Origin of the sequence: Aquabacterium olei, from assembly GCF_003100395.1 — a bacterium.
In the GTDB taxonomy this organism is placed as follows: Bacteria; Pseudomonadota; Gammaproteobacteria; order Burkholderiales; family Burkholderiaceae_C; genus Aquabacterium; species Aquabacterium olei.
The window spans coordinates 2,507,016-2,530,419 of record NZ_CP029210.1 but is presented as its reverse complement, the minus strand read 5'-3'; the positions used below and the strand labels follow the sequence as shown (position 1 = coordinate 2,530,419).

19 protein-coding genes are annotated in these 23,404 nt (G+C 65.7%); 9 read left to right on the top strand and 10 right to left on the bottom strand.

Annotated features, from left to right (window positions below):
* Nucleotides 1-43 precede the first annotated feature (43 nt).
* Together DEH84_RS11355 and DEH84_RS11350 are read left to right on the top strand one after the other, a co-directional pair.
* Nucleotides 44-700, top strand: coding sequence for a type IV pili methyl-accepting chemotaxis transducer N-terminal domain-containing protein (locus DEH84_RS11355; RefSeq protein ID WP_109036954.1), 657 nt, complete (start codon nucleotides 44-46; stop codon nucleotides 698-700).
* Nucleotides 701-863: 163 nt separating this feature from the next.
* Nucleotides 864-1,853 (top strand): PEP-CTERM sorting domain-containing protein, encoded by a 990-nt coding sequence (locus DEH84_RS11350; RefSeq protein WP_109036953.1) that lies wholly within the window; start codon nucleotides 864-866, stop codon nucleotides 1,851-1,853.
* Nucleotides 1,854-1,881: 28 nt separating this feature from the next.
* On the opposite strand, the gene DEH84_RS11345 is transcribed toward DEH84_RS11350, so the two are convergent.
* From DEH84_RS11345 to DEH84_RS11335, 3 genes are all read right to left on the bottom strand, one after another.
* Nucleotides 1,882-2,940 (bottom strand): MBL fold metallo-hydrolase, encoded by a 1,059-nt coding sequence (locus tag DEH84_RS11345; RefSeq protein WP_245932568.1) that lies wholly within the window; start codon nucleotides 2,938-2,940, stop codon nucleotides 1,882-1,884.
* Between the two features lie 115 nt (nucleotides 2,941-3,055).
* Nucleotides 3,056-4,582, bottom strand: coding sequence for a fumarate hydratase (locus DEH84_RS11340; RefSeq protein ID WP_109036951.1), 1,527 nt, complete (start codon nucleotides 4,580-4,582; stop codon nucleotides 3,056-3,058).
* A 97-nt stretch (nucleotides 4,583-4,679) separates the two neighbouring features.
* On the bottom strand, nucleotides 4,680-5,276 hold the full coding sequence (locus DEH84_RS11335) for a TIGR00645 family protein (protein WP_109036950.1): 597 nt from the start codon (nucleotides 5,274-5,276) through the stop codon (nucleotides 4,680-4,682).
* A gap of 163 nt (nucleotides 5,277-5,439) precedes the next feature.
* Between DEH84_RS11335 and acs the strand changes: the two genes are divergently transcribed.
* Both acs and DEH84_RS11325 read left to right on the top strand, forming a co-directional pair.
* Entirely contained in the window at nucleotides 5,440-7,413 is a 1,974-nt protein-coding gene (gene acs, locus DEH84_RS11330; protein ID WP_109036949.1) for an acetate--CoA ligase, read from the top strand.
* A gap of 323 nt (nucleotides 7,414-7,736) precedes the next feature.
* Nucleotides 7,737-9,362, top strand: a complete 1,626-nt coding sequence (locus tag DEH84_RS11325; protein WP_179950586.1) for an MFS transporter — start codon at nucleotides 7,737-7,739, stop codon at nucleotides 9,360-9,362.
* Between the two features lie 172 nt (nucleotides 9,363-9,534).
* On the opposite strand, the gene DEH84_RS11320 is transcribed toward DEH84_RS11325, so the two are convergent.
* Complete coding sequence (locus DEH84_RS11320; RefSeq protein ID WP_109036947.1) at nucleotides 9,535-9,846, bottom strand: c-type cytochrome; 312 nt, start codon at nucleotides 9,844-9,846, stop codon at nucleotides 9,535-9,537.
* 119 nt (nucleotides 9,847-9,965) lie between these two features.
* Here DEH84_RS11320 and DEH84_RS11315 point away from each other — a divergent pair, with 119 nt between their 5' ends.
* Together DEH84_RS11315 and ilvD are read left to right on the top strand one after the other, a co-directional pair.
* Complete coding sequence (locus DEH84_RS11315; RefSeq protein WP_109036946.1) at nucleotides 9,966-10,223, top strand: TIGR04438 family Trp-rich protein; 258 nt, start codon at nucleotides 9,966-9,968, stop codon at nucleotides 10,221-10,223.
* Between the two features lie 70 nt (nucleotides 10,224-10,293).
* Entirely contained in the window at nucleotides 10,294-12,144 is a 1,851-nt protein-coding gene (gene ilvD, locus DEH84_RS11310; protein ID WP_109036945.1) for a dihydroxy-acid dehydratase, read from the top strand.
* Between the two features lie 8 nt (nucleotides 12,145-12,152).
* Here the strand turns inward: ilvD and DEH84_RS11305 are convergent, their stop codons facing one another.
* Complete coding sequence (locus DEH84_RS11305; RefSeq protein ID WP_109036944.1) at nucleotides 12,153-13,532, bottom strand: chloride channel protein; 1,380 nt, start codon at nucleotides 13,530-13,532, stop codon at nucleotides 12,153-12,155.
* Nucleotides 13,533-13,541: 9 nt separating this feature from the next.
* Here DEH84_RS11305 and DEH84_RS11300 point away from each other — a divergent pair, with 9 nt between their 5' ends.
* A complete protein-coding gene (locus DEH84_RS11300; RefSeq protein WP_245932567.1) occupies nucleotides 13,542-14,069 on the top strand; it encodes a MarR family winged helix-turn-helix transcriptional regulator in 528 nt (175 codons plus the stop codon).
* Between the two features lie 221 nt (nucleotides 14,070-14,290).
* The gene (locus DEH84_RS11295; RefSeq protein ID WP_109036943.1) at nucleotides 14,291-16,984 is read left to right on the top strand and encodes a cation-translocating P-type ATPase; all 2,694 of its coding nucleotides are present in this window, start codon (nucleotides 14,291-14,293) and stop codon (nucleotides 16,982-16,984) included.
* 6 nt (nucleotides 16,985-16,990) lie between these two features.
* On the opposite strand, the gene DEH84_RS11290 is transcribed toward DEH84_RS11295, so the two are convergent.
* Entirely contained in the window at nucleotides 16,991-18,247 is a 1,257-nt protein-coding gene (locus tag DEH84_RS11290; protein ID WP_109036942.1) for a putative Na+/H+ antiporter, read from the bottom strand.
* Nucleotides 18,248-18,331: 84 nt separating this feature from the next.
* Here DEH84_RS11290 and lgt point away from each other — a divergent pair, with 84 nt between their 5' ends.
* A complete protein-coding gene (gene lgt / locus DEH84_RS11285) occupies nucleotides 18,332-19,135 on the top strand; it encodes a prolipoprotein diacylglyceryl transferase (protein WP_109036941.1) in 804 nt (267 codons plus the stop codon).
* 150 nt (nucleotides 19,136-19,285) lie between these two features.
* Here lgt and DEH84_RS11280 read toward each other — a convergent pair whose 3' ends face one another.
* From DEH84_RS11280 to DEH84_RS11265, 4 genes are all read right to left on the bottom strand, one after another.
* Nucleotides 19,286-20,086 carry an ABC transporter ATP-binding protein gene (locus DEH84_RS11280; RefSeq protein ID WP_109036940.1) on the bottom strand — a complete coding sequence of 267 codons (801 nt, stop codon included), beginning with the start codon at nucleotides 20,084-20,086 and terminating at the stop codon, nucleotides 19,286-19,288.
* A 28-nt stretch (nucleotides 20,087-20,114) separates the two neighbouring features.
* On the bottom strand, nucleotides 20,115-21,041 hold the full coding sequence (gene ntrB / locus DEH84_RS11275; RefSeq protein ID WP_109036939.1) for a nitrate ABC transporter permease: 927 nt from the start codon (nucleotides 21,039-21,041) through the stop codon (nucleotides 20,115-20,117).
* 79 nt (nucleotides 21,042-21,120) lie between these two features.
* Nucleotides 21,121-22,344 (bottom strand): CmpA/NrtA family ABC transporter substrate-binding protein, encoded by a 1,224-nt coding sequence (locus DEH84_RS11270; protein ID WP_245932566.1) that lies wholly within the window; start codon nucleotides 22,342-22,344, stop codon nucleotides 21,121-21,123.
* A 348-nt stretch (nucleotides 22,345-22,692) separates the two neighbouring features.
* Nucleotides 22,693-23,331 carry an ANTAR domain-containing response regulator gene (locus DEH84_RS11265; RefSeq protein WP_109036937.1) on the bottom strand — a complete coding sequence of 213 codons (639 nt, stop codon included), beginning with the start codon at nucleotides 23,329-23,331 and terminating at the stop codon, nucleotides 22,693-22,695.
* Nucleotides 23,332-23,404: the final 73 nt, after the last annotated feature.

Genomic DNA, 23,404 nt, shown 5'->3' with positions numbered 1-23,404 from the left:
TCCCGGGGGGGCTTGCGGGCGCGTCTGCCCGTATGCTTGCGGCATGGTCCCGTCTTCTCTCCTGCCCATTGGTTCGGCGCTGACTCAGCCAGGCGCCGACATGCTGTCCCGCCTCATCAACCTTTCCGGTCGACAGCGGATGCTGTCGCAGCGGCTGACGCTGTTCATCGTGCTCGCCGGGCAGGGCCAGGCGGACGCTGTCCAGACAGCCGAAGAGGTGTTGCAGCAACTGGCGGCCAGCCAGCGCCGGCTCACGGAAGGGGGCGATGGCTATCCGGGGTTGTTCAGCGAGCACCTGCGACTGGTCTTCGACGGTCCGACGCAGGCGCGTCAGCGCACCCAGGCCTTCGTGGGGCTGGCCGAGCAGATTCTTCGGAGTCTTCGCCAGGGCGTCCCACTGGAGCCCGCCGTGCAGGCAGGTCTGGTGGAGTCTGCCAGTTCGGTGCTCAGCCTCTTCAACCTCGTCACCCAGGCCTTCGAGCAAGAGGCCCAGACCCTGGCGCGCAGCCACGAGCAGCAACGGGATCAACTGGGGGCGACGGTGCGCACGCTGGCGCACGACGCACGGCAGTTGCTTTACGACACCCGTTCTGCATCGCGAGCGTCGCCATCGGAGAATTGGCAGGAACTGGCGGGCCGGATGGAGGCCCTGACGGATGAGATGGATCGTCTCGCGCGTGCTGTGACCTTGCTGGGCTGAAACGCTGGCAGATGTGATTGGCTCACGAGATGAGCCCCTGTTTTCAACAGAGGGTGTCATCAGCCGAATGTCCTCCCTTGTCCTAGGGGGTGGTCGATCTGTTTCAAAGCCGACGTTCCTGTAACTTCTCTCCCCGTCTGTTTCGTTCATACAGGGAGTCAACATGCGTTCATTCGTCAAGGCCACGCTGCTCTGCGCGCTCGGCCTGTCTACTTCGTTGGCGTCTGCCGCCGTGCAGTCGTCTGCTTCGATCCACAACCTCAGCTTCCAACTCATCGATCTCAATCCGCTGGATGGCGCCGCGTTCACGCTGATGAACAATGCGGGCACCTCCACCATGAGCCTCAGCGTGTCGGACTCGACCTACGGTGAATCCGATTCCTTCGGGCGTTCGCGTCAGGGCCTGCTGTCCTTCACAAAATCCGTCGAGTCCTCTCTGGACAACGCTTCTGGGTCGGCTTCGTTGAGCACCACTTCGCTGTCGGTGCACGGCAGCGCATATGGGCCGGGTACTTCGTACAGCGCCTCGGTGGCCTCGGGATCGGCTTACAGTTACTACGGCTCGAACAACATCACGCTGTCCGCCCAGTCGATCCTGGTGATCAAGGCAGATGCCAGCGTGTTTGCCGAAGCACTGAACCCGCAGGCTTGTACCTCGTACTACTGGTGCTCCAACGTCGAGTCGGCGAGCGCTTCGGCTTCCATGGCCCTCAGCTACAGCAATGGCGGCCCGCTTGGCTCGGTGTCGTACAACTACAGCGACACCGTGTCGGTGAGCGCCACCGCGCGCGGCGCGTACACCGAGTCTGTTTTCGTGGGCTACCGAGATGTTTATGGTTATGGCTACGGGTGCAGTTCCTACTGGTACTACTGCCAAGCTGTGTACGAAGACGTAGTGCGCCCCGCCACCGAGCAATCGAGCAGCGACAGCCGCTCGTTCGTTGCGGTGTTCATGAACGCATCGAACAGCGATGTGACCGCCTCGTTGTCCCTGAATGTCAGCACCAGCGGCTCGGCCTCCACGCCGTTCGCTCAGGCGGCAGCTCTTGGCGCTCCGCTGCCTGCAGTACCCGAGCCGGGCACCTGGGGCCTGCTGGCCGCTGGCATGCTGACGGTCGGTTCGCTGAACCTGCGTCGCCGTCGCCAGGGCTGAGCACCAACGATCGCGGCGATCCGCCGCATCACGGCCGCGGTGGCAGGCGCCACGTCTGCCCCACGGCCATCACCCGGAACGCTTCAGCAGGCAGGTCCGCGGCGTGCAAAGCGGCCGCCAGTGCCCGAGGCGGCTCGTCCAGCGCCTCGTCGGTCAGCTGGAACGTGCCCCAGTGCACCGCGAGGGCCCGCTTGCAGCCCAGGTCCTCGAAGATCTGCACCGCTTCCTTCGGGTTCACGTGCTGGTCCTTCATGAACCAGCGTGGCTCATAGGCGCCGATGGGCAGCAGTGCGAGATCGAAGCCGCCGCCTTGCCCTGGCGTGTGCTCGCGCGCAAAGTGCTGGCGTATGTCCACGAAGTCCTTTGAATAGGCCGTGTCGCCCGCGAAGAACAGGTGGCAGTCCGGCGACAGCACCGCGAACCCGCCCCACAGGCTGCGCAGCGCGTCCGTCGTGGTGCGCGCGGACCAGTGCTGCGCGGGCGTCAGTACCACAGGCACGCGGTGGTTGTGCGCAGACGGCTCGATCACATGCCGATCCCACCAGTCCAGCTCCACCACGCGGTGCAGACCCCAGCGGTTCAGCCAGTGCCGGTGCGCCAGCGGGCAGATGACCAGTGGGGCGCCGCCTGGCTGCTGCGCCAGCGCCCGCATCGAGCCCTCATCGAGGTGGTCATAGTGGTTGTGGGACAGCAGCACGATGTCGATGTGCGGCAGTTGCCCGAGCGTGAGCCCTGGTGGTGTGTGACGCCGCGGGCCCGCCCACTGCACCGGAAAGCAGCGCTCCGAGAACACGGGGTCCGTCAGGACATTCAGACCACCGATCTGTAGCAGCACGGTGATGTGACCGATCCACGTTGCGGCGGGCTGCATCTGCAAGCCCGCTTGCGCATTGCCATGGATGAACGCCAGGTCCGGGGCCACCACCGGGATGGGCTCCTGCAGCGGCTTCGGCAAGCCGGCCCGCCATGCCTGCCAACGCCAGCGCAGGATCTCGTGCCAGCGCTTGCCACGAAACGATGCGTGGTTGTTCTGAAACCCGTTCGGTCGGTGATGCGACTTCGTCGGGTTGTAGTGCGGGTTCTTCATGGTCTGGCAGGCTAGCGCACGGCGCCCAGGGTGCGTCCGGCCCCGCCATGAAAAAGCCCCGAGGCCGGAGGGCCGTCGGGGCTTGCGAGGGGGCGCGGGCGCTGCGGCCCGGCCATCAGGCCACGCTGACAGGGATCTTGCCGATCTTGGCCTGCCACACCTTCGGACCCTCGATGTGGGCGCTGGTGCCGCCGGCATCGACCGCCACCGTCACCGGCATGTCGACCACGTCGAACTCGTAGATGGCTTCCATGCCGAGGTCTTCGAAGCCCACCACCTTGGCGGCCTTGATGGCCTTGGACACGAGGTAAGCCGAGCCGCCCACGGCCATCAGGTAAGCCGACTTGTGCTTCTTGATCGACTCGATGGCGACCGGGCCGCGCTCGGCCTTGCCCACCATGGCGATCAGGCCGGTCTGCTCCAGCATCATGTCGGTGAACTTGTCCATGCGGGTGGCGGTGGTGGGGCCTGCGGGGCCGACCACTTCGTCACGCACCGGGTCGACCGGGCCCACGTAGTAGATGACGCGGTTGGTGAAATCGACCGGCAGCTTCTCACCCTTGGCGAGCATGTCCTGGATGCGCTTGTGCGCGGCATCGCGGCCGGTCAGCATCTTGCCGTTGAGCAGCAGGGTGTCGCCCGGCTTCCAGCTGGCCACTTCGGCCGGCGTCAGCGTGTTGAGGTCGACGCGCTTGGACTTGTTGTAGTCCGGCGCCCAGTGCACGTTGGGCCACAGGTCGAGGCTGGGCGGATCCAGGTAGACCGGGCCCGAGCCGTCCATCACGAAGTGCGCATGGCGGGTGGCCGCGCAGTTCGGGATCATGGCGATCGGCTTGGAGGCTGCGTGCGTCGGGTAGGTCTTGATCTTGACGTCGAGCACGGTGGTCAGGCCACCCAGGCCTTGCGCACCAATACCCAGGGCGTTGACCTTCTCGTACAGCTCGATGCGCAGCTCTTCCAGCTTGTTCTGCGGGCCGCGCTGCAGCAGCTCGTACATGTCGATGTCGTCCATCAGCGACTCTTTGGCCAACAGCGCGGCCTTCTCAGCCGTGCCGCCGACGCCGATGCCCAGCATGCCGGGCGGGCACCAGCCAGCGCCCATGGTCGGCACGGTCTTGAGCACCCAGTCGACGATGTTGTCCGACGGGTTGAGCATGTAGACCTTGGACTTGTTTTCCGAGCCGCCGCCCTTGGCGGCCACGGTCACGTCGACCTTGTCGCCCGGCACCAGCTCCATGAACACCACGGCCGGCGTGTTGTCCTTGGTGTTCTTGCGCTCGAAGATCGGGTCGCTCAGCACCGAGGCGCGCAGCTTGTTGTCCGGGTTGTTGTAGCCCCGGCGCACGCCTTCGTCCACGGCATCCTGGATGCTGCGGTTGCCAAAACCCTCCCACTTCACGCCCATCCCGATCTTCAGGAAGACGTTCACGATGCCGGTGTCCTGGCAGATCGGGCGCTTGCCCTCGGCACACATGCGCGAGTTCGTCAGGATCTGCGCGATCGCGTCCTTGGCCGCCGGGCTTTCCTCGCGCTCGTAGGCGCGCGCCAGGTGAGCGATGTAGTCGGCAGGGTGGTAGTACGAGATGTACTGCAGGGCGGCAGCGACGCTTTCAACGAGGTCGTCGTGGCGAATGGTCGTCATGGCAGGGCCTTCTTGGGGCAGATGGACGGATGGGGTTGAGCCCGACATTGTGCCAAGGATGGACACGGATCGGCCGGGCAGGTGTGCGCACTTCGGCTCAGTGGTGGGCAGGCGGGTGCAGCAGGCGGTCGGTGTAGGCAATGGCCATGGCCGAGAACAGGAAGGCGATGTGGATCACCGTCTGGGCAATCAGGACCTTGTCGGAGTAGTTCTCGGCGTTGATGAAGGTCTTGAGCAGGTGGATGGAGCTGATGCCGATGATGGCCGTGGCGAGCTTCACCTTCAGCACCGAGGCATTCACGTGGTCCAGCCACTCGGGCTGATCCGGGTGGCCTTCGAGGTTCATGCGCGAAACGAAGGTCTCGTAGCCCCCCACGATCACCATGATCAGGAGGTTGGAGATCATCACCACGTCGATCAGGCCCAGGACGACCAGCATGATCGTCGTCTCGGTGAGGTGGGTGGGAGCCGCGCTGGCTTTCTGGCCCGAGGCTTCGAAGATGGCCCTGAGCGCCTCGGGCTGGCCGAGCGCGGCCTCCACGAGGTGCACGAGCTCGACCCAGAAGTGGAAGACATAGACCGCCTGGGCGAGGATCAAGCCCAGGTAAAGCGGCATCTGGAGCCAGCGGCTGGCGAAGATCAGGCGGGGGACGAAACCGAGGGGCGTCGGGACTGCAGCGGGGGATTTGGGCATCTGTGTCACTTTGGAGCAGGGATACTACGGAGCAACAAATTGTAGGGAGAGGCGCATGGTTTAGGGAAAGCCAGGGCTTGTCCTGCGCCATGGTATGGCATGTCCCGGCAATTGATTCAATGACTCAGCGCCCTTGTGGCGCAGGTACCCAGGAGCCCATCTCATGACTGGCACAAGCACCCCCCCCAGCCTCTATCCCGTTCCGGAAGCGTTTGCCAGCAAGGCCCGCGTCGGCAGCCGCGCAGCCTACGACCAACTGGTGGCCGCCGCCGAGGCCGATTACAGCGGTTATTGGGCGAACCACGCCCGCGAGTTGCTGAAGTGGCACAAACCGTTTACCAAAACCCTCGACGAGAGCCAGGCGCCTTTCTTCAAATGGTTTGAAGACGGCGAGCTGAACGCTTCCTACAACTGCCTGGACCGCCACGTCGAAGCCGGTCTGGGCGATAAGGTCGCCATCATTTTCGAGTCGGACGACGGCGTCGTCTCCAAGGTGACTTACAAGGAATTGCTGTCCCGCGTTTCCCGCCTGGCCAACGTACTGAAGGCGCAGGGCGTGAAGAAGGGTGACCGCGTCGTCCTGTATCTCCCGATGTCGGTGGACGGTGTGGTGGCCATGCAGGCCTGCGCCCGCATCGGCGCCACGCACTCGGTGGTGTTCGGTGGTTTCTCGGCCCAGTCGCTGCGCGACCGCATCGAGGACGCTGGTGCCGTGCTGGTCATCACCGCGGATGAACAGAAGCGTGGCGGCAAGAGCCTGCCGCTGAAGACCATCGTCGATGAGGCCTTCACCCTGGGTGGCTGCGACAGCGTCACCCAGGTGCTCGTGGTGCGCCGCACCGGCGGCGATGTGCCCATGGTGGCCGGCCGCGACGCCTGGCTCGACGAGCTGACCGCGCAGGCTTCCGATGTGTGCCCGCCGGAGTGGGTGGGCGCCGAGCACCCGCTGTTCCTGCTGTACACCTCCGGTTCGACCGGCAAGCCCAAGGGCGTCCAGCACAGCACCGGCGGCTACCTGCTGCACGCCACGCTGACCACGCAGTGGACCTTCGACCTGCGCCCTGACGACGTCTTCTGGTGCACGGCCGACATCGGCTGGGTCACGGGGCACAGCTACGTGGCCTACGGCCCGCTGTCGTGCGGGGGCACCCAGGTTGTCTTCGAAGGCGTGCCCACCTACCCGGATTCGGCCCGCTTCTGGCGCATGATCGAGGCCCACAAGGTCTCGATCTTCTACACGGCCCCCACCGCCATCCGCGCGCTGATCAAGGCTGCCGAATCGAACGCCGAAGTGCACCCCAAGCAGTTCGACCTCAGCAGCCTGCGCCTGCTGGGCACCGTGGGTGAGCCGATCAACCCGGCCGCCTGGGAGTGGTATCACCGCGAAATCGGCGGCGGCAAGTGCCCGATCGTCGACACCTTCTGGCAGACCGAAACGGGTGGCCACATGATCACGCCGCTGCCGGGCGCCCATGACCTGGCCCCCGGATCGTGCACGCTGCCGTTCCCCGGCATCGACGCCGCGGTGGTCGACGAAACCGGCAAGGAAGTGCCGTGGGGGCAGGGCGGCGTGCTGGTCGTGCGCAAGCCCTGGCCTTCGATGATCCGCAACATCTGGGGTGACTCGGAGCGCTTCAAGAAGAGCTACTACCCGGCCGATTTCGGCGGCAAGTACTACCTGGCTGGCGACGGCGCCATCCGCGACGCTCAGACCGGCTACTTCACCATCACGGGTCGCATTGACGACGTGCTGAACGTGTCGGGCCACCGCATGGGCACGATGGAAATCGAGTCGGCGCTGGTGTCGCACCCGCTGGTGGCCGAAGCCGCTGTGGTGGGCCGTCCGGACGACCTGACCGGCGAAGCCATCTGCGCCTTCGTGGTGCTCAAGCGTCCCCGCCCCACCGGCGACGAGGCCAAGCAACTGGCCTCGCTGCTGCGCAACCACGTGGGGCAGGAGATCGGCCCGATCGCCAAACCCAAGGACATCCGCTTCGGGGACAACCTCCCGAAGACGCGCTCCGGCAAGATCATGCGCCGCCTGCTGCGTGTGATCGCCAAGGGCGATGCCGTCACCCAGGACACCAGCACCCTGGAAAACCCGGCGATTCTCGATCAATTGGCTCAAAGCAATTGAATGTCGTGGCCCCTGACCGGGGCCCAAGGCATCACCGTCCCCGCGCCGATATATTCTTCACAAAAGTAATTCATCGGCCGGGTTCCACCCCCACCGCTTGGGTATGCGCAGGCCAATAAGACAGGTTTTTCAGGGCACGAAGCCATCCTATTCGTGAAAACCCTCGTGGAAATTTGTCGGTTTGGCTTGTTTTCATCCGCATTCCCCCGAATGACATCCCTCGAAACACCCCCTATATTTGGGGTGAGCACGCCACAAGCGGCTGCAATTTGGCAATGAAGAGGAGCACACACATGGCCAGTCCGAGCGTTTCCACAGCGCCCATGACCAAAGAGGAAAAGAAAGTCATTTTCGCCTCGAGTCTGGGTACGGTTTTCGAGTGGTATGACTTCTACCTGTATGGCTCGCTTGCAGCCATCATCGCGAAGCAGTTCTTTGCCGGCCTGGACCCGACGTCCGCCTTCATTTTTGCCCTGCTGGCTTTTGCAGCCGGCTTCATCGTGCGTCCGTTCGGCGCACTGGTCTTCGGTCGCCTCGGCGACATGATCGGCCGCAAATACACCTTCCTGGTGACCATCCTGCTGATGGGGGCCTCCACCTTCATCGTCGGCATCCTGCCCAACTACGCCGCCATCGGCGTGGCCGCCCCGGTCATCCTGATCATCCTGCGCTTGCTGCAAGGCCTGGCACTGGGTGGTGAGTACGGTGGTGCCGCCACCTATGTGGCCGAGCACGCGCCGCACGGCCGTCGTGGTGCCTACACCGCCTGGATCCAGACCACGGCCACGCTGGGTCTGTTCCTGTCGCTGCTGGTGATTCTGGGCACCCGCACCATCATCGGTGAAGACGCCTTCCAGGACTGGGGCTGGCGCGTGCCGTTCCTCGTGTCGGTGATCCTGCTGGGCATCAGCGTGTGGATCCGCATGAGCATGAACGAGTCTCCTGCCTTCAAGAAGATGAAGGCGGAAGGCAAGACCTCCAAGGCCCCGCTGTCCGAGTCCTTCGGTCAGTGGAAGAACCTGAAGATCGTGATCCTGGCCCTGTTCGGTCTGGTCGCTGGTCAGGCTGTGGTCTGGTACACCGGTCAGTTCTATGCCCTGTTCTTCCTGACGCAGGCTTTGAAGGTCGATGGCGCCACCGCCAACATCCTGGTGGCCATCTCGCTGCTGATCGGCACCCCGTTCTTCGTGGTGTTCGGCACGCTGTCTGACAAGATCGGCCGCAAGCCCATCATCCTGGCAGGCTGCCTGGTTGCTGCGCTGACCTACTTCCCGCTGTTCAAGGCCCTGACGGAAGCCGCCAACCCCGATCTGGCCAAGGCCCAGGCCACGGCTCCCGTGACCCTGATCGCCAACCAGAACGAGTGCTCGTTCCAGTTCAACCCGACTGGCACCGCCAAGTTCACCAGCTCGTGCGACATCGCCAAGCAGGTGCTGGCTGCCAACTCGGTGAACTACGAGAACGTGTCCGGTGATGGCGTGGCCGTGATCAAGGTCGGTGACCGCGAGATCGCTTCGTACAGCTCGGCCGGTCTGAGCGCCGACGATGCCAAGGCCAAGGACGCGGCCTTCAAGAAGGAAGTGGTGCAGGCCATCCGTGATGCTGGCTACCCGGCCAAGGCCGATCCGGCCAAGCTGAACAAGCCGCTCGTCATCGCCATCCTGACGCTGCTCGTGATCTACGTGACCGCCGTGTACGGCCCGATCGCGGCCATGCTGGTGGAAATGTTCCCGACCCGCATCCGCTACACCTCGATGTCCCTGCCGTACCACATCGGCAACGGCTGGTTCGGCGGCCTGCTGCCCACCACCGCCTTCGCGATCGTGGCTCAGACCGGCAACATCTACAACGGCCTCTGGTATCCGATCATCGTGGCGTCCATCACCTTCGTGATCGGCCTGCTGTTCGTGAAGGAAACCAAGGACGTGGACATCTACGCCGGCGACTGATCGGCATGCCACGCGGGAGGTGCAGTGCACCTCCCACGGAGGAGACAACCCCCCAGGCCCCGTTTCGACGGGGCCTTTTTCATGTCCGTCCCGCCGACGGCAGGGCATGAAAAAGCGCCCCGCAGGGCGCTTGGTTGCTGAGAGGGGGCGCGGTGTCAGCCCGCGCCGCCGATCACTTCAGCGACAGGATCCAGTGCACCAGTTCCTTGGCTTCGGCTTCGCTGACCTGGGGGTTGGCCGGCATCGGGATCTCGCCCCAGGCGCCCTTGCCACCCTTCAGCACCTTTTCAACCAGCTTGGCTTCGGCGCCCTTCTGGCCCTTGTACTTGGCCGCCACGTCCTTGTAGGACGGGCCGATCATCTTCTGCTCGACACCATGGCAGGCCAGGCAGGACTTCTTCTGGGCCAGTTCCATGCTGGCCATGGCCGGGGCGGCGAGGGTGGCCAGCGCAGCAGCGGCGACGAGGGTCGACAGTTTTTTCATGGGTCTCCTTCCGGTACGGGGGGTGGATTACAGTGGAGGTCGATTTATAAACGCATTCACCCTTCTCGGGGTTGACGGCGCTGTCACTTATCGTGACACGTGCATGAGGAAAGCACCACATGTGGTTTGTGTTGATCGGCGTGGCCTTGCTGGTGATGTGGCTGGGTGGCATTGGCCCGGTGGGCGAGTGGACGTGGTCGTCGCACTGGTGGGCACTGTGCCTGCCCTTCGGGCTGGCGGCGGTGTGGTGGTGGTGGTCCGACACCACGGGGCGGACGCAGCGGCTGGCGATGGACAAGGTGGCCGCCAAGCGCGAGGCGCGCCGACAGAAGGCCGTCGACGCCATGGGCGTGCAGAACCCCCGTAAGCGGCGCTGACACTGCGCCGGCTGGTGGGGCGGGCTAAAATGACCGGTTCCCACAAGCGTCATCTGCCTGGAGTTTCCTGATGCCCCAGTACCGTTCCCGCACTTCCACCGCCGGTCGCAACATGGCGGGCGCCCGCGCCCTGTGGCGCGCCACGGGCATGAAGGACGGCGATTTCGAGAAGCCGATCATCGCGATCGCCAACAGCTTCACGCAGTTCGTGCCCGGCCACGTCCACCTGAAAGACCTCGGCCAGCTGGTGGCCCGTGAGATCGAGGCGGCCGGTGGCGTGGCCAAGGAATTCAACACCATCGCGGTGGACGACGGCATCGCCATGGGCCACGGCGGCATGCTGTACTCGCTGCCCTCGCGTGACCTGATCGCCGACAGCGTCGAATACATGGTCAACGCCCACACCGCCGACGCGCTGGTGTGCATCTCCAACTGCGACAAGATCACCCCGGGCATGCTGATGGCGGCCCTGCGCCTGAACATCCCCGTGGTGTTCGTCTCGGGTGGCCCGATGGAGGCCGGCAAGGCCAAGATCGAGGGCAAGGTCATTGCGCTGGACCTGGTTGACGCCATGGTCAAGGCGGCCGACAAGAACTGCTCCGACGAGGAGGTGGCCGAGGTCGAGCGCTCGGCCTGCCCGACCTGCGGGTCGTGCTCCGGCATGTTCACGGCCAACTCGATGAACTGCCTGACCGAGGCCCTGGGCCTGTCGTTGCCGGGCAATGGCACCATCGTGGCCACGCACGCCGACCGCGAAAAGCTGTTCCGCAAGGCCGGTCGCACCATCGTCGAGCTGGCCAAGCGCCACTACGAGCAGGACGACTTCAGCGTGCTGCCGCGCAGCATTGCGAGCTTCAAGGCCTTCGAGAACGCCGTGGCGCTCGACGTGGCCATGGGCGGCTCGACCAACACCGTGCTGCACCTGCTGGCGGCGGCCCGCGAGGCCGAAGTGCCGTTCACGATGGCCGACATCGACCGCATCTCGCGCAAGGTGCCGTGCCTGAGCAAGGTCGCCCCGGCCGTGCCCGACGTGCACATCGAAGACGTGCACCGTGCGGGTGGCATCATGTCGATCCTGGGCGAGCTGGCCCGTGGTGGCCTGCTGCACACCGACGTGCCCACCGTCCACAGCCCGACCATGGCCGATGCCATCGCAAACTGGGACGTCAAGGTCACCCAGGACGAAGCGGTTCACACGTTCTACAAGGCAGCCCCGGGCGGCATCCCCACGCAGGTGGCGTTCTCGCAGGACAGCCGCTGGAAGGCGCTCGACCTCGACCGTGAGAAGGGCGTGATCCGCGCGGCGACCCATGCCTTCACGAAGGACGGCGGTCTGGCCGTGCTGTACGGCAACATCGCCGAGAAGGGCTGCATCGTGAAGACGGCCGGCGTCGACGAGTCGATCTGGACGTTCACTGGCACCGCCCGTGTCTATGAAAGCCAGGAAGACGCCGTCGAAGGCATCCTGGGTGAAGAAGTCCAGGCTGGCGACGTGGTCGTGATCCGCTACGAAGGCCCGAAGGGCGGCCCGGGTATGCAGGAAATGCTGTACCCGACGTCTTACCTGAAGAGCCGCGGCCTGGGCAAGCAGTGTGCGCTGCTGACCGATGGTCGTTTCTCGGGCGGCACCTCCGGTCTCTCCATCGGCCACGCCTCGCCCGAGGCCGGCATGGGTGGCGCCATTGCGCTGGTCGAGAACGGCGACAGGATCGAGATCGACATCCCGAACCGTCGCATCCACCTGGCCATCAGCGACGAGGCGCTGGCCGCCCGCCGTGCCGCCATGGAAGCCAAGGGCGATCAGGCCTGGAAGCCGGTCAATCGCCAGCGGATGGTGTCGGCCGCGCTGCAGGCTTATGCGCTGCTCACCACGTCGGCAGACACGGGCGCGGTGCGCGACATCAACCAGCTCAAGCGCTGAGCCTGCCATCACGACGCGGTGTCCGCCGCATCCTCAAGGGGCCTTCGGGCCCCTTTTTGCTGGCCGGGTGGCGTGGCAGGCAGTCGGTGCAACTGCAGTTCAGCGAGTGCGACATAAAGCGGTGGGCTGATCACACGGGCCATGCCGCTCGACAGCATCGCGCAGCCCATCAGGCTCAGGACCATGGCGTGGCCCTCGACCATCTCCATGACGATGATGAAGGCGGTAAACGGGTTCTGCGTAGCACCGGCCAGAAAGCCGGCCATGCCAAGCGCGATCAGGGCCGGATGGGCGTGGCCTGTCCAGCCGGCCACGTCGTGCCCGATGCCGGCTCCGATGGTGAGGGCTGGGGCAAAGATGCCGCCTGGTACGCCGCTCCAGGCCGACAGCCAGGTGACCACCATGCGCAGCACCACGTACAGCCCGTGGGTCGGCTCCTGGCCTTGCAGCAGGGCCCGCGTCGTGCCATAGCCACCGCCAAAGGTGCTGCCTTGCGTGACGATGCCGATGACCGCCACGGCAAGGCCGCAGCCGGCGGCAAAGCGCACCGGATGCCGTTGACGCCACCGGCTGAAAACGTCCGACCCGCCGCGCATCGACTGGATCAGCAGCCGGGAGAACAGCCCACCCAGCAGGCCGCACAGAATCGCCACCATCAGGCCGGGGCCCCACAGCCCCCACGACAGGGCCGTGGCGTCGATGCGCCCGAAGTAGGTGTCATTGCCGTGGATGGAGACGGCGAGCAGGCCCGCCAGGACGATGGCCCCGATGAGCAGGCCGCTGGCCCGGTCTTCCGGGCGGCGCGAGAGCTGCTCGATGGCGAACATCACACCACCCAGCGGGGTGTTGAAGGCCGCCGCGATGCCGGCCGCACCGCCGGCCACCAGCAGACCGCGCTCGTTGACTGGGCTGCGGGCAGGCAGCCAGCGCCGGGCGTGGTGCATCAGCCCAGCGGCCACCTGGACCGACGGACCTTCCCGGCCGGTCGACAGCCCGGCGAGCAGGCCGCCGGCCGTCAGAACCACCTTGGCCAGTGCAAGCCTCACCGACACGAAGAGCTGGCGTTGCTCGACAGGCACAGCCGGGTCCTGCGCCGCGAGCACCTGGGGGATGCCGGAGCCGGCGGCGCCGGGCGCGAAGCGACGTGTGATCCAGACGATCCCGGCGGTCAACGCCGGCGTCCAGAGCAGGGGTGCCCACTGCCACCGCGCATGGAGGACACCGAAGGCGTGCAGGGCCTGTTCGGTCAGCCAGGTGAGGCTGATCACCCCGAGCCCGGCCAGGGCCGCAAAAAGGAGGACCACGGCGCGCGCGGCCCAGCGTCGCCAGTCGGATAATTCGTGCCTTGCTTCGTCTGACAGCCAGTCCGACGGGTAGCGACTCTTCATGGGCTCACCGTGTCAGAACCGATTGCAACGCGCATCAATGCGCCTGCCGATGTCATCGGCACCAGCGCACTTCCACCCCAGGCGGCTGTGGTGCTGCGTCAGTTCCGCGTGGTCTTCAACGCGGTCAAGACGCACTTTCAGCAACTCGAGCGGCAGACCGGCGTCGGCGGGGCGCAGTTGTGGGCACTGAGCGTGGTGGCGGCCGAGCCGGGCATCGTCGTGGGTGATCTGGCGCAGCGGATGGACATCCACCAGTCGACCACCAGCAACCTCGTGCGCACACTGGTGTCGCGCGGGCTGATGCTGTCGCGCCGTGACGAGCAGGACCGCCGCGTCGTTCACCTGGAGATCAGCGAGAGCGGCCGTGCCTTGCTCTCCAGTGTGCCGGGGCCGATGGCCGGGGTGCTTCCCCAGGCTCTGGCCCAGCTCGATGAGGCCACGCTGATCCGCCTTCATGATGACCTGGCAACGCTGATCCGCACGCTGGGGGAGGACGAACATGGCGAGGCTTCGCGGACGCCGCTGGCGCAGTTGTGATGGAAGTATTTGTTCAAATATAATTCATTCGTAACGCTCGCAGTGGTGACGTTGCGAAGAGAGTGTCTTCAGGCCCCGCAAGTCGGGGCCTTTTTTTGCCTGCGGTCGCGGCGCGGAGAATTGCGCCGCATCAGCCGGGCGGACGAGCGCACACCGCAGAATGCACGCCGGACTGCCTGCCTGTGGCGACCCGGCAATCGACCGATGGAGGATGCTTCGAAATGGCAGACCACACCCCCGCGCCCTGGCATGCCTGCACGGCCGAAGAGGCCGTGGCGCGACTGGAGACCGACCCACATCGCGGCCTGAGCAGTGCCCAGGCCGTCGAGCGGCGCGCGCGGCACGGTGCCAACCGTCTGCCCCAGGCTCGGCGTGTCCCGCCCTGGCAGCGCTTCCTGCTTCAGTTCCACAACCCATTGATCTATGTGTTGCTGGCCGCGGGTGTCGCCACGGTGCTGCTGGAGGACCACGTGGATGCGGCGGTGATCCTGGGCGTGGTCATCGTCAATGCGGTCATCGGCTTTGTTCAGGAAGGCAAGGCCGAGCGGGCGCTCGACGCGGTGCGGTCCATGCTGGCCGAGCATGCGCTGGTGTGGCGGGATGGCGAACGGCACACCTGCGACGCCGCCGACCTCGTTCCCGGCGACATTGTCTGTCTGGCTTCAGGCGACCGGGTGCCGGCAGACCTCCGAGTCGTGCGCGCCCATGGCCTGCGGGTCGACGAATCTGCGCTCACGGGCGAGTCCGTCCCCGTCGACAAGTCGGTCGAGCCTCAGGCGGCGCAGACGGCGCTCGCTGACCGCCACAGCATGCTGCATGCGGGCACCATGGTCGCGCAGGGCCAGGCAACGGCCGTGGTGGTGGCCACGGGCGAGGGCACCGAGATCGGCCGTATTGGCACGCTGGTGCGCGAGGTCGTGACCCTGGCCACGCCACTGACACGGCGCCTGGATCACTTCGCCCGCCAGATCACCGTGCTCATTCTGGCCATCGGCGCACTGACGTTTGCCTTCGGCTACTTCGTGCGCGGCCTGCCCATGCTGGAGGTCTTTCTCGCGGTGGTCGGCCTGGCGGTGGCGGCGATTCCGGAAGGCCTGCCGGCGGTGGTCACCATCGTGCTTGCCATGGGGACACGGGCGATGGCGCGCAACCGCGCCGTCATCCGTCGCTTGCCGGCCGTCGAGACGCTGGGATCGGTCTCGGTGATCTGCACCGACAAGACCGGCACGCTCACGTGCAACGAGATGAGCGCGGTGCGCGTCATGCTGCCCGGTCGGGTCCTGCGCGTGAGCGGTGCGGGCTACACGCAGGAGGGGGCCGTGCACGAGGGCGAACGCACCGTCGACGCGGAGGAAGATCCGGCACTCGATGCGCTGGCAGCCTGTGCCCTGCTGTGCAACGACGCGCGGATGGCGGAGGCCGAGGACGGCAGCTGGCGTGTTCTCGGTGACCCGACTGAGGGGGCCTTGCTGGTGCTGGCCCGCCGCGCCGGCCTGGACACCGAGGCCCGGCTGAGGGCCAGCCCGCGCATCGATGCCATCCCGTTCGAGTCCGAGCACCGCTACATGGCGACCTTGCACCGTGACCACGACGGCCACGCCAGCATCCTGCTCAAGGGCGCGCCGGAGCGCGTGCTGTCGCTGTGCGTGCAGCAGGCCGACGGCACGCCGCTGGACCTCGACCACTGGCACGCAAAGGTGGCAGAGGCAGCCCAGGCCGGTGAGCGGGTGCTGGCCCTGGCCCGCTGTGACGTGGCGACCGACACGGTGGCCCTCGCCCGGGCCGACATCACGCCGCGCTTCACGCTGCTGGGGCTGGTCGGCCTGATCGATCCCCCGCGTCAGGAGGCGCTCGTGGCCATTGCGCAATGCCAGCAGGCCGGTATCCGCGTCAAGATGATCACGGGTGACCATGCCGTCACGGCGGCGGCCATCGGCAGCGCGCTCGGCCTGCGTGCCCGGCATGCGTTGACGGGCGAGGACATCGACGCGCTGGACGAGCAGGCGCTGCAGACACGCATTCAGGACGTGGACGTGTTTGCCCGCGCCAGCCCCGAGCACAAGCTGCGCATCGTCTCGGCGCTGCAGGCGCGGGGGCATCTCGTGGCCATGACGGGTGACGGCGTCAATGATGCGCCGGCGCTCAAGGCCGCTGACATCGGGGTGGCCATGGGCCTCAAGGGCACCGATGCCGCACGGGAGGCCGCCGACGTGGTGCTGACCGACGACCACTTCGCGACGATCGCGAGGGCGGTCTACCAGGGGCGGGTCGTGTTCGACAACATCAAGAAGTCGCTGCTCTTCATGATGCCGACCAACTTCGGTGAGGCGGGCGTCATCGTGCTGGCGATCTTTGCGGGCCTGGCCCTGCCCGTCACAGCGGGGCAGATCCTCTGGGTCAACACGGTCACGGCGATCACGCTGGCGCTGGCCCTGGCGTTCGAGCCCGGCGAGGCGGCGGTCATGCAGCACCCCCCGCGGGCAGCGCGCGCACCGCTGATCAGCGGTGCGCTGGCTTTCCGCATGGCCTACGTGAGCGTCCTGATGGTGGCCGTGACCTTCGCTGTCTTCCAGTGGGAGCTGGCGCGGGGGCACACGCTGGAGCAGGCCCGCACAGCGTCGGTCAACATGCTGGCGCTGGGCGAGATGGTGTACCTGTTCAACGTGCGGCACTTCACCGCGGCCGCGTGGGGACGGGAGGTGCTGACCGGCAACCGCGTGGCGCTGTGGGTCAGCGCCGCGCTCGTTGTGTTGCAGCTCGCATTCACCTACATCCCTGCAATGCAGGCCACCTTCCAGACGGCTGCCCTCGATCTGAAGACCTGGGGATTCATTGCGGCCCTGGCGCTGCTGAAGTTTCTCGCCGTCGAGGCGGAGAAAGCCTTCTGGCGCACCCGCGGCGTGCACCGCATGTGAGTGCGGTCAGAGCAGCTTGAGGCACAGCACCGCCACGGCCGTGGCAGGGAGGGCGGCCAGCAGCAGCCCGCCGGCGTTGATCGCCTGCTCGGGAAAGCCCACCTTCAGGATCGATGCGCCCGCGGGGTTGGGGGCGTTCGCGATGATGGTGAGGCCACCGCCGGCCACAGCACCGGCCACCAGGGCGTACTTGAACTCCTCGCTCAGGCCCGGCACCAGCGAGCCCAGGTAGGTGAGGGCGGCGTTGTCGGTGATGGCCGTCAGTGTGGTGGCGCCGAAGAAGATGGCGTCGCTGCTCATGCTCAACAACAGCGGCTCCAGCCACCACTGCTGCTGGCCGCCCAGCACCACCAGGCCGGCCAGGAAGAACGCGACGAGCAGGCCTTCACGCAGAATCAGCGGTGATTGGTAGCGCTCGTACGCGGCCGTGAAGCCGAGGAAGAACAGGAACAGCCCCAGGAAGGCCGCCGGGTGATGTGCGAACACGACGATCCCGGCGAGAAAGCCGAGGTGGATCAGCGTGACGAGGGCGGGGGGGCGTTCGTCGGTGCTGCGGGCCGGGGGGCGCAACTGCAGGAACTCGCGCGAGAACAGCAGCACCAGGCCGGTGGCATTGAGCACCACGGCCAGTCCGGTCTTCCAGCCGAAATGCAGCAGCATGTGCTGCAGGTCCCACCCCCAGGCCTTGGCAACCATCAGCACCGGCGGTGCTGCGTAAGGGGTCAGCGTGCCGCCGATCGACACGTTGACGAACAGCACCCCCAGGATGGCATAGCGCAGCCTCAGCGAGATGCCGAGTTGAAAGACTCCGTCACGCAGCAGCAGAGCGGCCAGCGTCATGGCGGCCGGTTCGGTGATGAAGGATCCCATCAGCGGCACCGCCGACAGGATCACCAGTGTGGACGCCATGGCCCCCGGCAAGGGGATCAGGCGGGTCAGCATGCGGGTGACGCTGCCGGCCAGCAGGATCACGGGCCGGGTGGCCGCCGACACCATGATCGCGAAAACGAACAGCGGCTCGGTGAAGTTGCGAGTGTCCAGGTAGCGGGTGGCTTCCGCCTTGCCCAGCAACGCGAACATGAACACCATGAGCACCAGCGCCCAGAAGCCGAAGACGACCTCCACCTCGGCGAGAAAGTGCCACAAGCCGGCATGGTTGGGCCGTGTGTGCGCAAGGTGCTCGAAGAACCGGGTCGAGAAAGTGTGGATCAGCGCGAGCGCGAACAGGGCCGCGCCGACGAGTTCAATGGTGGTCGGGTTCATGGGCGCGCATGCTAGCAGTGCAGGCAGCCTCGCGGCTTGCGGCTCACCACATTCGTGACGTCCCGATCGGTTATCGTTCGCGCCATGCTGATCCATCCCCAATTCGATCCGATCGCCGTGAGCCTGGGCCCACTGCAGGTGCACTGGTACGGGCTGACCTATCTGGTGGCCTTCACGCTGTTTTACCTGTTGGCCGTGCGGCGAGCCGCCAGCGCGCACTTTGCGGCTCGAGGCTGGAATCGGCCCATGGTCGAAGATCTGCTGTTTTTCGGCGTGCTCGGTGTCGTGCTGGGAGGGCGTCTCGGTTACGTGCTGTTCTACAAGCCGGGCCATTACCTGAGTCACCCCGCAGAGATCCTGGCGGTCTGGCAAGGGGGCATGGCTTTCCACGGGGGGCTGCTCGGGGTCATTGCCGCCATGGCGCTGTACGCGCGGCGCCAGCGACGGCATTTCTTTGAGGTGGCCGATCTGGTCGCGCCGTGCGTGCCGGTGGGCCTGGCCGCGGGCCGCATCGGCAATTTCATCAACGGCGAACTCTGGGGCCGAGCGGCCGATCCATCGCTGCCCTGGGCGATGGTCTTTCCGCAGTCCGGTACCGACGTGGCGCGGCACCCGTCGCAGCTCTATCAGTTCGGGCTGGAAGGCCTGCTGCTGTTTGCCCTTCTCTGGTGGTATGCCCGCGTCCCGCGCCCCCAAGGGGCCGTGGCGGGCCTGTTCCTGCTCGGGTATGGACTCTTCCGTTTCATCGCGGAGTACTTCCGCGAGCCCGACAACTTCCTGGGCCTGCTCGCGCTCAACATGAGCATGGGTCAGTGGCTGTGCGTCCCGATGATCGTGCTGGGTGCGCTGTTCTGGGGCATGGCAAAAAAAGACGCCTTCCGGTCCTGAAACCGGAAGGCGTGAAGAGGTCGGTGGCATTTTCGCGGTCCACTGACCCCCGCTGAGGAAGACCGCCTGGCTCTGGCGATTCAAGCGGTCCCGCAAGTCAAAGCACGAGGTGTGCCAGCTTGTATCCTCTGCGGGTGTCGGCGGCGCGCTTCAGGCCGCCTCTTTCTGGGGCGCGCCGTGCCGCGTGTACAGGAAGTCAAGCACCGCCTTGCGACAGTGCATGTAGGTCGCGTCCTCGGCCAACTCCACGCGGTTGCGCGGTCGGGCCAGCGGTACCTCCAGCACTTCACCGATGGTTGCAGCGGGGCCGTTGGTCATCATCACGATGCGGTCCGACAGCAACACGGCCTCGTCCACGTCGTGCGTCACCATCACGACGGTGCTCTGTGTGCGTGCGACGATCTTCAGGAGTTCGTCCTGCAGGTGTGCGCGGGTCAGGGCGTCGAGTGCACCGAACGGCTCGTCCATCAGCAGCACCTTGGGCTCCATGGCCAGTGCGCGTGCGATGCCCACCCGCTGCTTCATGCCGCCCGAAATCTCGTTAGGCCGCTTCTGGCTGGCATGCGCCATGTTGACCAGTTCCAGCGCCGCCTGGGTGCGCGCCTTCAACTGTGCCTTGCTTTCCTTGCCGCCGAACACGCGCTCGACCGCCAGATACACGTTGTCGAAGCAGGTCAGCCACGGCAGCAGCGAGTGGTTCTGGAACACCATCCCGCGCTCCGGCCCGGGGCCGGCAATTTCCTTGTTGTCGCAGATCAGGCCGCCCTCGGTGGGCAGCAGCAGGCCGGCAATCAGGTTCAGCAGCGTTGACTTGCCGCAGCCTGAGTGCCCGATCAGCGCGATGAACTCGCCTTTGTCGATGCCCAGGTTGATGTCGCGCAGCGCATGGAAGCGGCCCTTCTTCGTGTTGAACACCATCTCCGCGTTGCGGACGTCGATGAAGTGGGACATGTCGGACTCCTTGTGACGAGGGAAGCGGTTACTCGAAGCTGAATCGCTTGGCGATGGACACCAGGGCCTGCTCCAGCAGCAGCCCCACGATCCCGATCACGAAGATCGCGATGATGATGTGCTGCACGTTCAGGTTGTTCCACTCGTCCCACACCCAGAAGCCGATGCCCACGCCCCCGGTCAGCATCTCGGCGGCCACGATCACCAGCCAGGCCGTGCCCACCGACAGGCGCACGCCGGTCAGCATGTAGGGCAACACCGAAGGCAGCAGGATCTTCGTGACGATCTTCCATTCGCTCAGGTTCAGCACCTTGGCGACATTCAGATAGTCCTCCGGCACGCGCTGCACGCCCACCGCGGTGTTGATGATCATCGGCCAGATCGAGCAGATGAAGATCGTCCAGATGGCCGCCGGGTCTGCCGACTTGAACACCAGCAGGCCGATCGGCAACCAGGCCAGCGGCGAGACCGGGCGCAGCAGGCTGATGATCGGGTTCAGCATCGCGCCGATCACCTTGCTGCGGCCGATGATGAAGCCCATCGGGATGCCCACCAGCGCTGCCAGACCGAAGCCCATGGCCACGCGCTTGAGCGAGAACAGGATGTTCCAGCCGATGCCCTGATCGTTCGGGCCGTTGCTGTAGAACGGGTCCGAGAACAGTGCCACAGCGGCCTCCCAGGTGGCAGCTGGCGTCGGGAAGTTGCCGCCCTTCATGGTCAGCATGGCCCAGATGCCGATCAGCACGGCCAGCCCTGCCAGAGGGGACAGTGTGCGCAGTGCCAGGGCGCCCCAGTCGACCGGAGGTTTGGAGGGCGCCGCCGCGCGCGGGGCAGGTGGAGTGAGGGTGGCGGAAGTCATCGTGGAAGCAGGGAAGGCGGAAGCGGTGGCAGAAGCCTTGGCGGCACGCATCGCGTCGCTGGCATCGGAGGGGCTGTGGAAGACGGCGCTGACCATGTCGGGCTCCTTGTCTGGGCGGGCGAAAACGGGGCGGTGGGTGCGGGTTCTCAGCGGGGTTCTGTGGCCACTGGGTGGCTCATGCCTTGATCTTGAAACCGTCGGCGTACTTCTTCGGGTCCTTGCCGTCCCACACCATGCCGTCGATCATCTTGCTCGTGCGCATCACGTCCTTGGGCACGCTGACCTTCAGGGCCGAGGCGGCCTGCTTGTACAGGTCGATCTTGTTGACCTGCCTGGCCACGCCCAGGTAGTCGGGGTGGTCCTTCAGCAGGCCCCAGCGCTTGTGCTGCGTGAGGAACCACATGCCGTCGCTCAGGTACGGGAAGTTGACCTTGCCGTCATTGAAGAACTTCATGTGGTTGGGGTCGTCCCACGTCTTGCCCAGGCCGTTCTGGTAGCGACCCAGAATGCGCTGGTTGATCGCATCCACGCCGGTGTTCACGTACGACTTGGCAGAGATGGTCTCGGCCATCTTCAGCTTGTTCTGCAGGCCAGCGTCGATCCACTGGCTGGCTTCCAGCACGGCCATGATCACGGCGCGCGCGGTGTTGGGGTGCTTCTTGACGAACTCGTCCGTGCAGCCCAGCACCTTCTCCGGATGATCCTGCCAGATGTCCTGCGTCGTCACGGCCGTGATGCCGATCCCATCCATGATGGCGCGGTGGCCCCACGGCTCGCCCACGCAGTAGCCATCCATGTTGCCCACGCGCATGTTGGCCACCATCTGCGGCGGCGGCACGGTGATGACCTTGGCGTCCTTCATGGGGTTGATGCCATAGCTCGCCAGCCAGTAGTAGAGCCACATGGCGTGCGTGCCGGTCGGGAAGGTCTGGGCAAACGTGTACTCGCGCTTGTCCGTGGCCATTAGCTTGGCGAGCGAAGCACCGTCGACGGCCTTCTTGTCCGCAAGCGCCTTCGACAGCGTGATCGCCTGCCCGTTGTTGTTCAGGTTCATCAACACGGCCATGTCCTTCTTCGGGCCGCCGATGCCCAGGTGCACGCCGTAGACCAGGCCATACAGCACGTGCGCCATGTGCAGGTCGCCGTTCACCAGCTTGTCACGCACACCGGCCCACGAGGCCTCCTTCGTCGGGATGATCTTGATGCCGTACTTCTTGTCGAAGCCCAGCACCGAGGCCATCACCACCGAGGCGCAGTCGGTGAGCGGGATGAAGCCGATCTTGACCTCTTCCAGCTCGGGCTTGTCCGAGCCGGCGGCCCACACGGCCGATTGCAGACCGGGGACGACACCGACGGCGCTGGCGGCGGCTGCGGTTTTCAGGATGGTGCGGCGGGTCATCTTGTGATCCTGCGAATTCATGGTGCGAAGCTTTCCCGTGTTGAAAAACAAAAAAGGTGTCCTCGCCAGACCTGTGCGCGCACGCACCGATCCGTCGATGACACCTTTGTCGAAAGCTCGGGGCCCGGCACTGGGCACCCAAGACAGGCCAGATCGCCGTTGACCTGGATGTGCAGGGATCAATGCAAAGGGTGTGCCAACAGCCGGGCACTCGAAGCTGGCCGCAAAGTCGCGGCAGATCGGCCCATCACGGTGCCTGCTGTGCGGCAGCGTGGCGCAAAAGAGGGCGTGAAACGAGTCGGGTTGGGGCGCCAGCACGCAAACGGGGCGCTGCGCTGCGGCGCGTGGTCAGCCCAGCAGGTCGGCTGCGTCGATCAATCGTTGAGCCACCTCGGCGAGCCGGATGCCCTTGTCCATCGCCGCCTTGCGCAGCCGCGCATAGGCTTCCTGCTCGCTCAAGCCCTGGCGCGACATCAACAGGCCTTTCGCTCGGTCCACCACCTTGCGTTCTTCCAGCTGGCTGCGTGCATCGGCCAGTTCACGCCGGAGCTGCTCTTCATGTTCGAAGCGTGCCATCGCTACCTCGATCACGGGCCTCACGTGGTCCGATGGCACCCCCGCGGCCACATACGCCGAGACCCCGGCTGCAATCGCTCGTCGAACATGGCTGGTGTCCTCGTCGTCCGAGAACATCACGATGGGCCGGCGTTCGTCGCGGGTTGCCATCACCACGTGTTCCAGGATGTCGCGGCCTTGCGATTCGGCATCCACCACGATCATGTCTGGCTGGATCTGCGCAATGCGTTCCGGCAGGAAGCGGTCGCCCGGCAGGGTGGCCACCACGTTGTAGCCGGCCTCGAGCAGGGCGATGCGCAGGACGCGCGTGCGCTCCGCCTCGGCCACCTCCGCCTCGTCGGGTTCGGCGGACAGCGCCACAGGCAGGACGATCACCAGTCGCAGGTGATTCGGACGCGCTTCGGCTTTCATGACGTGAATGATGCAACAACCGCGCCTCGCGCCCTTGGCCGCAGGCGGGTTACATCACCCCCACTACACTTCG

Excerpts from the sequence above, each read along its gene's own strand:
- acs (WP_109036949.1), top strand. The coding sequence starts at position 5,440 with ATGACTGGCACAAGCACCCCCCCCAGCCTCTATCCCGTTCCGGAAGCG.
- DEH84_RS11320 (WP_109036947.1), bottom strand. The coding sequence starts at position 9,846 with ATGAAAAAACTGTCGACCCTCGTCGCCGCTGCTGCGCTGGCCACCCTC.
- ilvD (WP_109036945.1), top strand. The coding sequence starts at position 10,294 with ATGCCCCAGTACCGTTCCCGCACTTCCACCGCCGGTCGCAACATGGCG.
- lgt (WP_109036941.1), top strand. The coding sequence starts at position 18,332 with ATGCTGATCCATCCCCAATTCGATCCGATCGCCGTGAGCCTGGGCCCA.
- DEH84_RS11280 (WP_109036940.1), bottom strand. The coding sequence starts at position 20,086 with ATGTCCCACTTCATCGACGTCCGCAACGCGGAGATGGTGTTCAACACG.
- DEH84_RS11350 (WP_109036953.1), top strand. The coding sequence starts at position 864 with ATGCGTTCATTCGTCAAGGCCACGCTGCTCTGCGCGCTCGGCCTGTCT.
- DEH84_RS11315 (WP_109036946.1), top strand. The coding sequence starts at position 9,966 with ATGTGGTTTGTGTTGATCGGCGTGGCCTTGCTGGTGATGTGGCTGGGT.
- DEH84_RS11270 (WP_245932566.1), bottom strand. The coding sequence starts at position 22,344 with ATGACCCGCCGCACCATCCTGAAAACCGCAGCCGCCGCCAGCGCCGTC.
- DEH84_RS11355 (WP_109036954.1), top strand. The coding sequence starts at position 44 with ATGGTCCCGTCTTCTCTCCTGCCCATTGGTTCGGCGCTGACTCAGCCA.
- DEH84_RS11295 (WP_109036943.1), top strand. The coding sequence starts at position 14,291 with ATGGCAGACCACACCCCCGCGCCCTGGCATGCCTGCACGGCCGAAGAG.
- DEH84_RS11335 (WP_109036950.1), bottom strand. The coding sequence starts at position 5,276 with ATGCCCAAATCCCCCGCTGCAGTCCCGACGCCCCTCGGTTTCGTCCCC.
- ntrB (WP_109036939.1), bottom strand. The coding sequence starts at position 21,041 with ATGGTCAGCGCCGTCTTCCACAGCCCCTCCGATGCCAGCGACGCGATG.
- DEH84_RS11325 (WP_179950586.1), top strand. The coding sequence starts at position 7,737 with ATGACCAAAGAGGAAAAGAAAGTCATTTTCGCCTCGAGTCTGGGTACG.
- DEH84_RS11265 (WP_109036937.1), bottom strand. The coding sequence starts at position 23,331 with ATGAAAGCCGAAGCGCGTCCGAATCACCTGCGACTGGTGATCGTCCTG.
- DEH84_RS11290 (WP_109036942.1), bottom strand. The coding sequence starts at position 18,247 with ATGAACCCGACCACCATTGAACTCGTCGGCGCGGCCCTGTTCGCGCTC.
- DEH84_RS11340 (WP_109036951.1), bottom strand. The coding sequence starts at position 4,582 with ATGACGACCATTCGCCACGACGACCTCGTTGAAAGCGTCGCTGCCGCC.
- DEH84_RS11305 (WP_109036944.1), bottom strand. The coding sequence starts at position 13,532 with ATGAAGAGTCGCTACCCGTCGGACTGGCTGTCAGACGAAGCAAGGCAC.
- DEH84_RS11345 (WP_245932568.1), bottom strand. The coding sequence starts at position 2,940 with ATGAAGAACCCGCACTACAACCCGACGAAGTCGCATCACCGACCGAAC.